This window comes from Nostoc sp. (assembly GCF_036917815.1).
In the GTDB taxonomy this organism is placed as follows: domain Bacteria; phylum Cyanobacteriota; class Cyanobacteriia; order Cyanobacteriales; family Nostocaceae; genus Nostoc.
The window spans coordinates 22,293-36,056 of record NZ_JBALEK010000087.1 but is presented as its reverse complement, the minus strand read 5'-3'; the positions used below and the strand labels follow the sequence as shown (position 1 = coordinate 36,056).

The window sequence follows — 13,764 nt, the reverse complement described above, 5'->3', positions numbered from 1 at the left end:
TGAAATAGAAAGTAAAATTTTAGACCAAACCGCCAGCCGCTTGAAACCGAGTGCGGGCGCGTTTGAAGGCTTGGGTTGCCTTGATTTGGGCTTGGCGATCGTCTCCTGAAACTTGATTCAGACTTGCTTCTGCTTGGTTGTAAGCAGCACGAGCTTCATCAAGGTTAATTTTGTCGCCACGTTCAGCGCCGTTAACCAGAATTGTCACTTCATTTTCTTCGACTTCGGCAAAACCACCCGAAAGAGCGATCGCTTGCCAATTCTGATTTTTAGCGGCGCGGACTCGCATCACACCAATATCCAGGGCGGTCAAAAGTGGTGCGTGTCCAGTTAGGATACCTAGTTGACCAGTAGTGCTAGGCAAAACGACTTCTTCAGCTGGGGCATCCCATACTGTTTTATCTGGGGAAATTACACGAACGGTTAATGTCATTTATCTTTTGTCCTTTATCCTTAGCCATTAGCCATTAGCCATTAGCCATTAGCCATTAGCACTTGAACTAATGACCAATGACCAATGACCAATGACTAACCCTTCATTTTTTCAGCTTTGGCGATCGCTTCGTTAATATCGCCAACCAAGTAGAAAGCCTGTTCTGGCAAAGCATCCAACTCACCAGACAGAATTTTTTGGAAGCCTTTGATGGTATCTTCCAACTTCACGTACTTACCAGGAGAACCGGTGAATACTTCTGCCACAAAGAACGGCTGAGACAAGAAACGCTCAACTTTCCGGGCCCGCGCTACGATGAGACGGTCATCTTCAGACAACTCATCTAGACCAAGAATAGCGATAATGTCTTGGAGTTCTTTATAACGTTGCAGAGTTGATTGCACCGCCCGTGCCGTATTGTAGTGTTCGTCACCAACAATGTTGGGCTGAAGCATGGTGGAAGTGGAATTAAGCGGGTCAACTGCGGGATAAATTCCCTTCGATGCCAAACCGCGAGACAGCACTGTTGTACCGTCTAAGTGGGCGAAGGTGGTAGCAGGTGCGGGGTCGGTGAGGTCATCCGCAGGTACGTATACTGCTTGAATGGAGGTAATGGAACCCTCTGTAGTCGAGGTAATCCGCTCTTGCAATTCACCCACGTCGGTTCCCAGTGTAGGCTGATATCCTACTGCAGAAGGCATCCGACCTAGTAGCGCCGATACTTCCGAACCTGCTTGTACGAACCGGAAGATGTTGTCAATAAACAACAGCACATCCTGCTTGCTCACGTCCCGGAAGTATTCTGCCATTGTCAATCCTGACAGACCAACCCGCATTCTCGCTCCAGGTGGCTCGTTCATTTGACCATACACAAGAGCAATTTTGGAATCATTGAGGCTCTCGTTATTGATTACCCCAGATTCGATCATTTCGTTGTAAAGGTCATTGCCTTCACGGGTGCGCTCACCCACGCCAGCAAAAACGGATACTCCACCGTGCTGAGTAGCGATGTTGTTGATCAACTCCATCATGATCACGGTCTTACCAACACCAGCACCGCCGAATAGACCAATCTTACCACCGCGTCGATAGGGAGTCAGAAGGTCAACAACTTTAATCCCAGTCTCAAACACTGAAGGTTTGGTTTCCAGGTCGGTGAATTTGGGAGCAGAGCGGTGGATGGGTAGAGTTGTCTCAGCATTTACAGGACCCCTGTTGTCCACAGGTTCGCCAAGGACGTTGAAAATCCGACCCAAAGTGGCTTTACCAACTGGTACGCTGATGGAAGCGCCTGTATCGGTGACTTCAAAACCGCGCACTAAGCCTTCGGTGGAACTCATCGCCACAGTCCGCACCTGGTTGTCGCCCAGCAGTTGCTGTACTTCAACGGTGATGTTGATTTCCTGTCCAGCTTCGTTGGTGCCTTTGATTTTCAAAGCGTTGTAGATTTGTGGCAATTTCCCGCCGGGAAATTTAACGTCTACAACTGGCCCAATGATTTGGGTAATGTAACCAATGTTTGTTTTTTCTGCGGTTGTGACCATGCTGCGCCTAATGAGTGAAGCTAGATTTCAGATAAGGTCGGAGAAGACATAATAATAAGCAATGTCACCTTTCAGATTAGCACTGAACGCCCCCACCTTCGCCTTAAATTGATCCTTAAGACTGGGACTTGGGGATCAAAATTAGGCTAGGTTCCCAAACTGCTTAGGAGACTCAAAATCAAAAACTGCTGGATCTTGCAACAACAGACACAGCAGTTATCAAAATAGGTTAAAAATGAATTTTAGGCTTTAAATGCGGCTTTGTGCTGTTGTTTGCGTTTTCGGAGCGAAGTTGCACCGCAAGCACCGAATGCAATTAAACCTAATATAGATCCAGGTTCGGGAACTGACTTACTTGCAGGAGTTAAAAAATATAAGTATTATTACTTAAATTTACCAGAATTTTACAAGAGTAATTTGTATATTTCTAAAACAGACAAACTGCCAAAAGCCTAATTCTATAAAGCTTGTATAGTGATTTTCAGGCTATTAGATTAATAATAAGTATATAAAAACTGTATAAAATTATAGTAAAGTTATATATGGTAATATAACTAAGTGTTATGTTATGTCCTTTGCATAGGCGCAGCCCGTCGTAGACATCGCAGATACAGCATTCACTAAAAGTTAGTTGGCGGTGATTGTAGTTATACTCTAGTCAATATCGAAAATATACACTGACCTATTTTTATACCCTGAATAGATACACATTATGAAAGCTATGTACAAACTACATTTCTAAAACTTCTGAATATCCCTAAGATAAAGATAGATACAAAAAACTGCTTTTAGGCAAGCCGCGATGCCTGAGTTGGGCGTAGCTGCGGCTTCATCCTCACACTTCCACCGAACAATAGCTTATGAATTTCTCGTCAGCGCGACAATATTTTTATCAGGAGATTCAGCAGTCTGACGAGCACATTGACTTAGCAAAGGCAGCTTTGTATATTGCACTAGAAGAATATCCCAACCTAGACCCAGAGGAATATCTCAACGCCCTTGATACAATGGCATGGGAGTTACAAGAACGTCTACCTTCTTCAAGATATCCTTTGCGGATAGTTCAAAGTATTAATCAGTATCTCTACGATGATTTAAAGTTTTCTGGTAATAAAATTGACTATTATGATCCCCGCAATAGCTTTTTCAATGATGTAATTGACCGCCGATTGGGGATTCCCATTACCTTGGCGTTGGTTTACCTGGAGGTTGCTAGACGGATTGATTTTCCGATGGTGGGTGTGGGGATGCCAGGACATTTTCTGATTCGCCCAGATATTCCAGATATAGAGATTTTTGTGGATGCTTTCAATGGCGGTGAAATAATATTTGCCCAAGATTGCGAGGAACGGCTTTCTCAACTTTATCAGCAAGCGGTGATGCTGCAACCAGAATTTTTAGCTGTAGTTGGTAATCGGCAATTTTTGGCACGGATGCTGACAAATTTAAAATTTATTTATATGAAACAGCAAGAGTTAGAAAAAACGCTAGCAGCAATTGAACGAATTTTGTTACTGTTTCCTGGTTTAACTTTAGAAATGCGCGATCGTGGTTTGATCTATTATCAACTCGGTTACTACCCCCAAGCCGTAGACGACTTACAAAATTATTTAACAAAAGTTCCTGATGCCCACGATGCAGCTGTGATTCGGCGGTTACTTACCGAATTAGGGAGTAGGGAGTAGGAAGTGGGGGGGTGAGGGAGATAGGGGGATAATCATGCTCGATTACGAATTACGAATTACGAATTATAGTTGTTCTTCTGCGACTCGTTTGAGGCGGCGCAGTTGGGCTTGCATATCTTCTTTTGTCCAAGATGCGGCAAAGGTGTTGAAGCCCCAACTAACTAAAGGGTTAGGGATATCGTACTCAAAACGGTTGAGTAAGAGTGTTCCCTTTTCCGTGGGTTGACATTCCCAGCGATCGCGCCCTTGAAAAAATCCCTGAAATTCCCAGACTACCAAACCGGGTTGTCGTTCTACAACTACGCTGTTCAAGGTGGGTTTCAGTAGAGGGATTTGAATGATAAAACGGCTTTTACTGCCGATATCGGTACTCCAAGCTTCGCCCACAGGTTCGCAACGGAGGACGGGATTGAGCCAACGGTGCATGAGAGTTAAATCGCTAATACAGCGCTCCACCACCGTAGCTGTAGCATTAATTTGAATCGATTGTGACAAAACTTGGGACATTCCACATCTTTGGTGCTGTTGCTGCAATTAGAGTAACGCAAAATTTAGGGGAGTTAGGAGAGACGCGATTAATCGCGTCTGTACGTTTGGAGTTAGGAGTTATTCTCCCCCATGCCCAATGCCCAATGAATTGATATATATGTATGTGTTTACTGGTAAATTGATAGGCAAAACACTGACTCAGTGTTTGCGGCGAATACTTAAGCATAATTCCCGAAAACCATGAACACAACTTGGCAAGGAATAACCCAGGTGATAGAAGTTGATTTGCCCATAAGGGTGCAGCAATTTTTGGCACAATCACCGCCCAGCCTGCAACCGATACAACCAACAGTGAATCAAGGAATTGCTGATGTGCAAGGTATTGTTCAACAGTTGATTCTGTTTACGCCTCGTATACTAGGGGCAGTGGCAATTTTGTTAGTAGGTTGGCTAATTGCAGCGATCGCAGCAGCAGTAACGCAAGGAGTTCTCAAGCGCACAAACATCGATAACCGCATTGCCGCAGGGGTAACGGGTCGTCAAGATGTTCCCCAAGTTGAGAAGTTAATCTCCAGCTTAGTCTTTTGGAGCATTATCCTGTTGACGGCGGTAGCTGTTTTACAGACATTGGATCTAGAGGTAGCCTCTCGACCCCTGAATAGTTTTCTCGATCAACTTATTGGCTTTTTGCCAAAGTTGGTTGGTGCGGGAATCCTTTTGGCAGCTGCTTGGTTTTTAGCGACCATTGTCAAGATTATCACTGTGCGCTCATTACAGGCATTCAATCTGGATGAGCGTTTGAATCCAGAACCAGAAGACACAGTACCTAGCCTCAATCAGTTGTCTCTGAGTGAGACCATTGGCAATGCTCTGTATTGGTTTATATTTTTACTGTTTCTCGCCCCAGTTTTAGATACTCTCGGACTGAGACAGGCTCTACAACCAGTACAAGCTCTAATTACCCAAGTTCTGCTAGTTCTGCCGAACATTTTAGCGGCGGCTTTAATTGCTGTAGTTGGCTGGTTCATCGCTAATGTAGTACGGCGGATTGTGACGAACTTGCTGGCGACAACTGGTATCGACCATTTAGGTAGTCGGTTGGGATTATCTGCAAGTGCGGGGGTGCAACCTCTGTCGAGTATTCTCGGCACAGTTGTCTATGTTTTGATTTTGATTCCTGTAGCGATCGCAGCCCTCAATGCTTTGCGAATTGATGCGATATCAATACCTGCGATCGCCATGCTGCAACAGGTTCTCAACGCCCTACCTGCCATCTTTACAGCCGTAGCAATTTTGATTGTGGCCTATTTCATCGGGCGGTTTGTCGCGGATTTGGTGACAAGTATCCTCACCAATTTAGGCTTTAATAACATTTTCACTATTTTGGGTCTGACAACACCCAGTAGACGAATCGTAATTTCCACAGAATCAACAACCCCCCAGACTCCCAGCCGCACTCCATCGGAAATTGCAGGCATTGTTGCCTTAGTGGGTATCATGTTGTTTGCAACGGTGGCGGCGGTGAATATCTTGAATATTCCCGCCCTGACAGCATTAGTGTCTGGTATTGTGATTGTATTCGGGCGGATTTTGGCGGGATTGGTAATCTTTGCCATTGGCTTATTTCTGGCAAATCTGGCTTTTAACATCATTACCAGTTCCGGCGATCGCCAAGCCCAGATTTTGGGTCAGGTGGCGCGGATTGCCATCATTGGTTTAGTCTCGGCAATGGCACTGCAACAGATTGGCGTTGCTAGTGATATTGTGAATTTAGCCTTTGGACTTTTATTAGGTGCGATCGCAGTTGCTATTGCCCTAGCCTTTGGTCTTGGGGGACGCGATATTGCACGAGAGCAAGTTCAAGAATGGCTAAACTCTTTCAAAGGTAGAAACTAAAAGTTGACGAAGGTGCAATTTCCTTTGTAAATCTCGGGAAGTGCAGCCCCAAGCATCAATAGTCAAAAAAATCTATCGGCAATTGTGCTTAAAAGGTTGAAAATTAGAGTTTAGAAGCTCGGAGTTTAAGTGTAAAACTTGACGTTTCAAGTTCTACACTCAAGTTCCGAGTTCTGAGGTTGAAGTTCCAGGTTAAGAGTCGCACAATCTCGTTTCCAGAATATTTTTTAAATTAACATACACAAAAGATATAAACCGATTACTATCTCTTTAAAAAATTCGCAAGTAAATTCATTATTAATGCTGAGGTGATTATCAGTTTTAGAAAGAGAAACTGGAGCAAACACTTCACACCAGAAATGAAAGGTTAGTGACATACTCCACACACTCCCCTTCTCTGCGAGACGCTACGCGAACGGGTGAGTGTGGGCTTCTCAACGACTCTTCTATGAAGACATTAGTTGAGCTTTAAGATCGTGTGTCCCACGATTCTTTATATTTATACTTGCGTTTAGATCCCTACACAAACTAATTTTACAATTAGGACAATTGTGTATTCTTTCTGACAGAGGTTTCTTTACCTTAGTCCCACAGCTAGAACACTTTTGGCTAGTACCTCTTGGGTTTATAGCTATCACTTTTAAACCAGCATTTTCGGCTTTGTTTATTAGTATTGTTATAAATTGTCCCCAAGCTGCGTCATTAATACTTTTAGATAACCATGTTTGAGTGAGTCCTTTGATATTTAGTTTTTCTACTGCGACTACATCATATTTTTTGAGCAAGTTATTAGCAGTTTTAAAATGAAAATCTTTTCTAGTGTCACATACTTTTTTATGTTGTTTCCTTAATTTTTTAATAGCTTTTTTACGTCTGTTAGATCCTTTCTTCCTTCTAGAAACTCTACGTTGTGCTGATTTTAGTTTTCTCTCAGCTTGACGTAAAAATTTAGGTGCGACTATTCTCTCATTATCTGAACTAACTTTTTGCTACGCATAAAATTAATAAAAATGATGTTGAGTTTTTACCTCGTATTCATCCCACACTCCGTAAGCGTGAGTGTGGGGCTTCTACTGTTCAAGCTAAAAAATGGATTTTATCAACCAAGCACATAATTTTGCAGATAGTGTTAATACTTAATCGAAACAATGATGTTTTGTAGGATTTATTGAAGTATTAAGGTATGACATTTTGAAGTACGGAATGTGCTAGACACTCACTCCATGAGCGCAGCAAAGTCAATCTCCTAAAACCAGAATCACAAAAGTACCAGGGATAATAGAAGGTCTAGATCGCACCTGTCCTGGGACGGGGGTAGACGTTGCTTGAAACTTAGCTGTAGCCAAATATAACTTATGCGTCTTCAAATCTAACGCCATTGTCCGCGCTCCCGGCTCGGTGACGACGTTATTCACAATACTAAATTTGTCGGCAGAGTCCTCATGTACAACTGTCAGCGAACCTGAGCCGTTGGAGCTGAAAGCTAATCTAGTCACTGGGTCATAAGCGATCGCATCTGTCCCCTTACCAATTGGCAGTGTCGCTTTCATACTGAGAGTGTTTGCATCCACTACAGTCATGATTTGGTTTCTACAACCAATAAACAACCGCCGATGCTCTTGATCTATATCGATTCCAGTTGGTTCTGAGCAAGGTTTGAGCGGAGAATGTTTCTCAACTTTGAGGTTACTAGCATTTATGGCTACGATTTCGCTTTTGTCCTCTAAGTTCACGTCAATTCGCCCTAAGCCATCAGCCACCGCAAATTCTGGTTTACCATCCAAGGCAATTGTCCCCAAGACTTTCGTAGTTTTAGCATCAAAAACAGTTGCTGAGTTGCTCAAACCGTTAAAAGTGAACACTTTTTGGGACACAGAATCATAGACGATGGCATCTGGGTTAGAACCAGTTTTAACTTTTCCTATAACTTTTAGTGTCTTTAAATCGAAAATAGTAGCTGTTGCTGCCTTACCATTACTGGTAAAACCACGATTCAATTCTGGGGCAATGGCAACACCATGTACTCCTGGAGTATCACCAATTTCCCCCACAACCAGCCCAGTGTCAACATTTAATACTATTACCCTTGTGGAGCGCGTAATGTATAGGCGACGAGCAGCACTATCCAATGTCAGGTAATCCCATCCTCCTTCTCCACCCAGAGGAATTTTTTTGACTACTTGGTAGTTGGGAGTTGGTGATGTGCCACTAATTACCGCATTGTCAAAGCACAAGCTAGAACCAGTGATTAACACAGAGGCAATAACTGTGCCAATCCTATGATTAATTATGGTGTTCAAAAATATATTCCTTTTTTGTTACAAGTATTAGAGCAGAGAGCGATCGCACCCTATATCTTCTAATTAGGGGGCTTTGGGTTTGACAAACTTAAGAGTCATACGATCGCTCTCTCCAATGGTGAGGAAGCGTTGCCTGTCCTTTTGACCTTGGCTCAAGGTTGGAGGTAGTGTCCAAACTCCGCCCGGATAGTCCTTGGTATCTTTTGGGTTGGCGTTAATTTCTGATTTGCCCACCAATTTGAAGCCTGCTTTCTCCACAGCAGCAATTACCCCGTCTTCAGACATATAGCCAGTTCTGATACTCTCTTGTAAAGAAGTCCCCACTTTGGCGCGGTGTTCTTCCACTCCCAAGATGCCCCCTGGTTTGAGTGCTTTGTAAGCTGCGGCATAAACCTGCCCGTCATAGCCAGCTTTAACCCAGTTGTGAATATTGCGGAAGGTAAGAACTAAGTCTACAGAATTGTCTGGGGCTAGGGTAAGTTCATTTGGGGGATTGATTTGGGCTACTTTGACCTTACCAAAAACCTCTGGATTAGCTGCTAGTTTCTCTTGAAAAGCCAAAGCGGGTTTACTTGTGCTAGGAGCAAAGTTAGTAACTATGAGTTGTCCCTTTGCCGCTAGAAATGGGGCTAATATCTCAGTATACCAGCCGTTCCCTGGCCACAATTCAACTACGGTCATATTTGGGCGCAGACCGAAGAATTCGAGGGTCTGGGCTGGGTGGCGGTACTTGTCTCGGAGGCGATTTGGCTCTGAGCGATGACTGCTCTTTAGTATGGTTTGGAGTGTAGTTGTACTGTTGAATGTCGCTTTTTCGCTTTCGTTGGCTAGAACAGTTGGGGGCATTACAGATGCCAATACAAGGATTGCTAGAGTCAAGGCTTTCAGTAAGCCTTGGCGGTGGGTGAGATTTTGTGCAAATTTCATAACTGTTGTTTTTACTTTCCGCTTTAGCATAGGACAAATAGTGTTCTCATAAATGGGTGCATTACCCGAACGCATAGAGCGTCTCCAAGAGTTGGGTTTGTCGCAGACATCGCTCACTCCAGTTTTGCGGGAACACAAGATAAAAACTGACAGTAAGAGTGTGTATTATAATACCTTAATTTTATTAGGAGTGAAAATTACCAAACTATTTTTTGCTAGTATAATTGCTCTCGCTCCCAGCGTAGCTATAGCGCAAAATCAGTTACCTCAAGTTATTAGTGTCAGTGATGGGTTTTTATGTTTGAACAACAAAGAGAAGATTTACGATTTTATGTCAAACAGTTAGCAAGCGTTGCTTTACAAAAATCAGAACCATCGGCATGGTTTGAAGTTTTATATTCCAAAGCTAAAGGTGATACAGCAAAAATTCCTTGGGCAAAGTTAACTCCTCACCCTTATCTACAAGATTGGTTGACGAATCATCAACTGTTCGCTTCTGGGCAAAAGGCACTAGTCATTGGTTGCGGCTTGGGAGATGATGCCGAAGCTTTAGCAAATCTGGGATTTGAAGTAACTGCTTTTGATATTTCACCGACAGCGATGTCTGACGACAAGCTGCTTCGCATCTACGCTTGGTGTCAAGAGCGATTTCCCGATTCGACTGTTAACTATGTAGTTGCAGATTTGTTAGCAATTCCCCCACAATATTCACCACTCTCTACCATCTTCCATAGTGTCTCCCTCCGTAGAACCCTCTTCCAAATCCGAAGTTAATGCCAAAAGTAGGATAGGGCGACCCATAGATGGCATAAGGGTTGTAGACGTAAGGGTAAGGAGGTGCTGGGGTATAATAACCATCTCCGTTACAAACAGTAGCAGTATGTTGTACAATTGTTTTCGGTACAACAGTCTCTTGCCCAGCATAAGGTAGATTAAAGTACCCATCCTCAAAACCACGGGCAAATTCACCTCCCACAGCCCGAGGTTTATAAGCAACTCTATTCCGAGCGGTTTGTTCTCCTTCTCGATAACCATCTGCATAAGCATGCGGATGATCCGCCGCCGATTCTTTGATCACCCTGTTGTAAGTAACAGGATAACAGGAAACAATAGGATCAGCTTTAGCGGCTTGGGTAAAAAGTAAAGATGTTGAGCCAGCGATGAAGCTGAATATTGCAGCAACAACTATTTTCTTCACAGCCTTTAACCTCATTTATGCTTAATACTCTAAGCCCTTTAACTTTAATTATAAAACCTGAATTATCAGGTGACATGAGCCAAAAATCATAAATCCCCTGTCAACACCCCTAGCCTTTAGGAATGGGTATTCTAGCCTCAAGTCTTAGGAATACCACGGCGCAATAGTTTATTGTTCCGGTTCCGGTTTCAAAGAATGCGATCGCCTAACTGCACTATCTTCTTCAACAGCAGAATAGTTGGTTGATTATTATTGATATTAATAGTTATTATTCTGGTTTGCCGAACCGCAACATTAGAGTAAACCGTAATCTTTTTTTAGTTCTACTTAAGTGCGGTAATCACCATATTATTAGGTGATGAGAACCGAATTTACAGAAGTTTTAACCATACTTATTATGAATACATAAGCACTAAACCAAGTGCAAAAACGATTAAACAAGAACTAATTAATGCGAGAAAGAGTTATGGCACTAGTTCGTTACAACCCCTGGCAAGAATTGAACGCTTTAGAACGTCACATCAACGGCTTACTTGGAGATACCAGAGTAGCACCTGCACGGTTTGACAGAGATTTTATCAAAGTTCCTGCTGCTGAGTTGCACGAAACTGATGATGCGATTCATCTCAAAGTAGAACTGCCAGGACTGTCAGCTAAAGACCTAGATATTCAAGTCACCCAAGATGCTGTTCACATTAGCGGTGAGCGCAAGTCTGAAACTAAAACCGAAAACAATGGCACTACCAAGAGCGAATTTTACTATGGTAAATTCCAACGTGTAATTCCTTTATCTGCTAGGGTTCAAAATGCTAATGTCACCGCAGATTATAAAGACGGCATTTTGAATTTGACACTGCCAAAAACTGAGCAAGAAAAGAACAAAGTTGTCAAAGTTAATCTGGAACAACCTGCTGCATAGTGCGAAACTACGAATCCTCCAATAATTGATTGAGATAGTTAAGAGCTTGGTTATGAGATGACCAAGCTCTTTTGTAGCAATTGCCTGTGAGGGAGCGATCGCTCAGAAATTTTCCTCTAAGAATAAAGAGCGATGTCTCCGACTGGCTACGCCTACGCAATCAAATTACTTTGCCTAATACTGTCTCTAAACGGCTGGTGAATTCAACAGGAGCGTCGCCAGTGTTAATCAAACAACGCTATGGCTACCAAGAATTTCACTCCCAACCCGAGCATTGGAAACTGGTGGGTTTCCTAACCTTCCCATGCGCCACTATTACAAAGGTCATAGTATAAATCATGACTTTTAGCTCATTCAGTTTTGATCATAGATTCCTATGATGATGACATACACAAAAAGCAAATTTACCTCTAAAGTATGATGAAACTTAATAAGTTCATGTCTGTTCTTGCAAGTCTTGTAGCAGTAAGTGTTGTAGCAGTTCCCTTTATTGTTAAAGCAGATGCGATTCATAATGGACAGCCATTGCTAGCACAAGCTCAACAAAATTCTCACAAAAAAGAAGGCGGTCGCTGGGCAAAATTAAATCTGACTGACGCGCAAAAACAACAGCTGCGTCAAATTGAAAAAGATAGCAGGCAGCAAATCGAAGGTGTTTATACACCACAACAACTTGCACAGCTGAAAGCAGCAAGAACACAGCATCAACAAGGGCAACATACTAATCGTCGTGATGTCATGAAATCTCTAAATCTAACTGACAGTCAAAAGGCTCAAATCAAGCAGATTATAACAGCGCAAAAAGCGAAGATGGACTCTGTTTTCACTCCCGAACAGAGGCAGCAACTCGAACAGCAACGCGCACAATGGCAGCAACAGCATCAGTAAGAAGTAAAAAGTAAAAAGATAATCCCCATAAATAAATTTAGGGGATTTGACAAGGACGTATTAATCCCAAACCGTTTACCAGAAAAATCTCAAAATTCTTTGTAGGATACCTTTGTGGTGGTGACGTGGTTCGTAGTACTCTAACTCACGACGATGACCTTCTTGATGGTGGTGATTTTGTCCGTGGTTGTGTCCGTGATTTTGTCCGTGGTTGTGTCCGTGGTTGTGTCCGTGATTTTGTCCGTGGTTGTGAGACATGATATTAACCCATATATTTATTGATTTGGAATACAAGGCTAGTGGCACAGATTTCGGAAATTGTATATTGCCAATATATTCTGCATAATCAAGAAAAGATATCTAGCAAATGTCACCACTTAAACATGACTAAAGTCACTAAGCGCCCCATCACTCCCCATCCCTAACTTGGAGTTGATAAATCTTCATTGATGGGTGTTCGTCCATCATCCGCCAGTAGTAGCCCTGGGGCGGCATTGTTCTACCACCACAGCGATACAGAAAAACTGGCTCACAAGAGTACATAGCTTTCTTGATTACCTTCTCTACACTGGGGTCTGGGTTGTCGCTGTTGTACCAAATTAAATGTGACCTGCCAAAGTACCCAGCATTCAGCAGACTTGCAAATAGCCATTCCATCAGCGATTGAATTTGCTCTTGGCTAACGCCGCAGCCTTGTTGCCCGTAACTGTCAATTGTTGGCTGTGCTGGTTTGGGTTTGAGGAAATTCAGGATTTTCATGATGTTGGGGAACACAACTATTAATAGGGTTCCCATTTGATGGGGTGGGGCGTAGTTTACCGCCGTAGGTCTTACCCTGAGCCTGCGCCGTACCCCGGAGGGGAAGCAAGCTACGCGGAGCGTCTCTAAGAGTTGGGCATCGCTGGTAAATTATCCTCGCTTGAATTAGAGCGATTGCACCCCTGAACAAGAGAATTACCCAATTCGCGTTAGCTTTGGGGCTTGGTCTAACCCGGATTTTTCACCCCTATGATAGATACATTGGCGAAAGTAAAGTTAATTACAAACAATAGTTAGTGGTCAATAGTCAACAGTTATTGACTGTTGAGGACTCTTTGACTTTACTATAGGCCAATTATTACTTATTTTCAAAAGGGAGTTGAGTCAAATGTCAGATCCAAATTTTCCAGAGCAAGCAGGGGAGTTCGGCGTTGATGCAGCCATCGACACAACCGCAGATAACCTGATCAACCCAATTTTTGACGGTGTAGCTTCTCACGTTCCTGGCGCTGAGGGATTTGAGCAAATGCTAAACACAGAAGTTGACCAAGTTATCAATAACGAGATCAATACTGAAGTTAACAAAGGCTTCGGTGGAATGATCCAAGACTCTGAAAATCTGTTTAACAGAGAATAAGTGTGAACTACCCCACGGATAAATCTGTGGGGTAGTTCAGTTAGTTAAAAAGCGTACTAGTACTCCACGTAAACCCGCACCAAAAACCG

17 protein-coding genes are annotated in these 13,764 nt (G+C 43.1%); 7 read left to right on the top strand and 10 right to left on the bottom strand.

What is annotated here, in order from left to right; all coding sequences use genetic code 11:
* Positions 1 to 19 precede the first annotated feature (19 nt).
* The 3 genes from atpC to V7K97_RS26170 form a co-directional block, all read right to left on the bottom strand.
* The gene (atpC, locus tag V7K97_RS26180; protein ID WP_334803898.1) at positions 20 to 433 is read right to left on the bottom strand and encodes an ATP synthase F1 subunit epsilon; all 414 of its coding nucleotides are present in this window, start codon (positions 431 to 433) and stop codon (positions 20 to 22) included.
* Between the two features lie 95 nt (positions 434 to 528).
* Positions 529 to 1,977 (bottom strand): F0F1 ATP synthase subunit beta, encoded by a 1,449-nt coding sequence (atpD, locus tag V7K97_RS26175; protein WP_334803897.1) that lies wholly within the window; start codon positions 1,975 to 1,977, stop codon positions 529 to 531.
* Positions 1,978 to 2,219: 242 nt separating this feature from the next.
* Positions 2,220 to 2,306: a hypothetical protein gene (locus V7K97_RS26170; protein WP_334803952.1), complete on the bottom strand. Its 87-nt coding sequence runs from the start codon at positions 2,304 to 2,306 to the stop codon at positions 2,220 to 2,222.
* Between the two features lie 531 nt (positions 2,307 to 2,837).
* On the opposite strand from V7K97_RS26170, the gene V7K97_RS26165 reads away from it, so the two are divergent.
* On the top strand, positions 2,838 to 3,662 hold the full coding sequence (locus V7K97_RS26165; RefSeq protein ID WP_334803896.1) for a SirB1 family protein: 825 nt from the start codon (positions 2,838 to 2,840) through the stop codon (positions 3,660 to 3,662).
* Between the two features lie 63 nt (positions 3,663 to 3,725).
* Here the strand turns inward: V7K97_RS26165 and V7K97_RS26160 are convergent, their stop codons facing one another.
* Positions 3,726 to 4,169, bottom strand: coding sequence for an SRPBCC family protein (locus V7K97_RS26160; RefSeq protein WP_334803895.1), 444 nt, complete (start codon positions 4,167 to 4,169; stop codon positions 3,726 to 3,728).
* A 222-nt stretch (positions 4,170 to 4,391) separates the two neighbouring features.
* On the opposite strand from V7K97_RS26160, the gene V7K97_RS26155 reads away from it, so the two are divergent.
* Positions 4,392 to 6,047, top strand: a complete 1,656-nt coding sequence (locus V7K97_RS26155; protein ID WP_334803894.1) for a mechanosensitive ion channel — start codon at positions 4,392 to 4,394, stop codon at positions 6,045 to 6,047.
* Between the two features lie 446 nt (positions 6,048 to 6,493).
* Here V7K97_RS26155 and V7K97_RS26150 read toward each other — a convergent pair whose 3' ends face one another.
* The 3 genes from V7K97_RS26150 to V7K97_RS26140 all read right to left on the bottom strand — a co-directional run bounded on the left by V7K97_RS26150 (position 6,494) and on the right by V7K97_RS26140 (position 9,274).
* Positions 6,494 to 7,009: an RNA-guided endonuclease InsQ/TnpB family protein gene (locus V7K97_RS26150; protein ID WP_334803951.1), complete on the bottom strand. Its 516-nt coding sequence runs from the start codon at positions 7,007 to 7,009 to the stop codon at positions 6,494 to 6,496.
* Between the two features lie 276 nt (positions 7,010 to 7,285).
* Entirely contained in the window at positions 7,286 to 8,347 is a 1,062-nt protein-coding gene (locus V7K97_RS26145; RefSeq protein ID WP_334803893.1) for a YncE family protein, read from the bottom strand.
* 63 nt (positions 8,348 to 8,410) lie between these two features.
* A complete protein-coding gene (locus V7K97_RS26140) occupies positions 8,411 to 9,274 on the bottom strand; it encodes a class I SAM-dependent methyltransferase (protein ID WP_334803892.1) in 864 nt (287 codons plus the stop codon).
* 52 nt (positions 9,275 to 9,326) lie between these two features.
* Between V7K97_RS26140 and V7K97_RS26135 the strand changes: the two genes are divergently transcribed.
* Together V7K97_RS26135 and V7K97_RS26130 are read left to right on the top strand one after the other, a co-directional pair.
* Positions 9,327 to 9,620 carry a hypothetical protein gene (locus tag V7K97_RS26135; RefSeq protein ID WP_334803891.1) on the top strand — a complete coding sequence of 98 codons (294 nt, stop codon included), beginning with the start codon at positions 9,327 to 9,329 and terminating at the stop codon, positions 9,618 to 9,620.
* On the top strand, positions 9,572 to 10,048 hold the full coding sequence (locus tag V7K97_RS26130; RefSeq protein WP_442938926.1) for a class I SAM-dependent methyltransferase: 477 nt from the start codon (positions 9,572 to 9,574) through the stop codon (positions 10,046 to 10,048). Before V7K97_RS26135 ends, V7K97_RS26130 begins: the two co-directional genes overlap by 49 nt.
* Here the strand turns inward: V7K97_RS26130 and V7K97_RS26125 are convergent.
* The gene (locus tag V7K97_RS26125) at positions 9,993 to 10,472 is read right to left on the bottom strand and encodes a hypothetical protein (protein ID WP_334803890.1); all 480 of its coding nucleotides are present in this window, start codon (positions 10,470 to 10,472) and stop codon (positions 9,993 to 9,995) included. The genes V7K97_RS26130 and V7K97_RS26125 overlap by 56 nt on opposite strands.
* A gap of 466 nt (positions 10,473 to 10,938) precedes the next feature.
* Between V7K97_RS26125 and V7K97_RS26120 the strand changes: the two genes are divergently transcribed.
* Together V7K97_RS26120 and V7K97_RS26115 are read left to right on the top strand one after the other, a co-directional pair.
* Positions 10,939 to 11,391 (top strand): Hsp20/alpha crystallin family protein, encoded by a 453-nt coding sequence (locus tag V7K97_RS26120; RefSeq protein WP_334803889.1) that lies wholly within the window; start codon positions 10,939 to 10,941, stop codon positions 11,389 to 11,391.
* 438 nt (positions 11,392 to 11,829) lie between these two features.
* Complete coding sequence (locus V7K97_RS26115) at positions 11,830 to 12,279, top strand: P pilus assembly/Cpx signaling pathway, periplasmic inhibitor/zinc-resistance associated protein (protein ID WP_334799200.1); 450 nt, start codon at positions 11,830 to 11,832, stop codon at positions 12,277 to 12,279.
* Positions 12,280 to 12,354: 75 nt separating this feature from the next.
* Here V7K97_RS26115 and V7K97_RS26110 read toward each other — a convergent pair whose 3' ends face one another.
* Positions 12,355 to 12,537 carry a hypothetical protein gene (locus tag V7K97_RS26110; RefSeq protein ID WP_334803888.1) on the bottom strand — a complete coding sequence of 61 codons (183 nt, stop codon included), beginning with the start codon at positions 12,535 to 12,537 and terminating at the stop codon, positions 12,355 to 12,357.
* A 150-nt stretch (positions 12,538 to 12,687) separates the two neighbouring features.
* A complete protein-coding gene (locus V7K97_RS26105; RefSeq protein ID WP_334803887.1) occupies positions 12,688 to 13,038 on the bottom strand; it encodes a hypothetical protein in 351 nt (116 codons plus the stop codon).
* A gap of 388 nt (positions 13,039 to 13,426) precedes the next feature.
* Between V7K97_RS26105 and V7K97_RS26100 the strand changes: the two genes are divergently transcribed.
* Complete coding sequence (locus V7K97_RS26100; RefSeq protein ID WP_334803886.1) at positions 13,427 to 13,675, top strand: hypothetical protein; 249 nt, start codon at positions 13,427 to 13,429, stop codon at positions 13,673 to 13,675.
* The last annotated feature ends 89 nt before the right edge of the window (positions 13,676 to 13,764 follow it).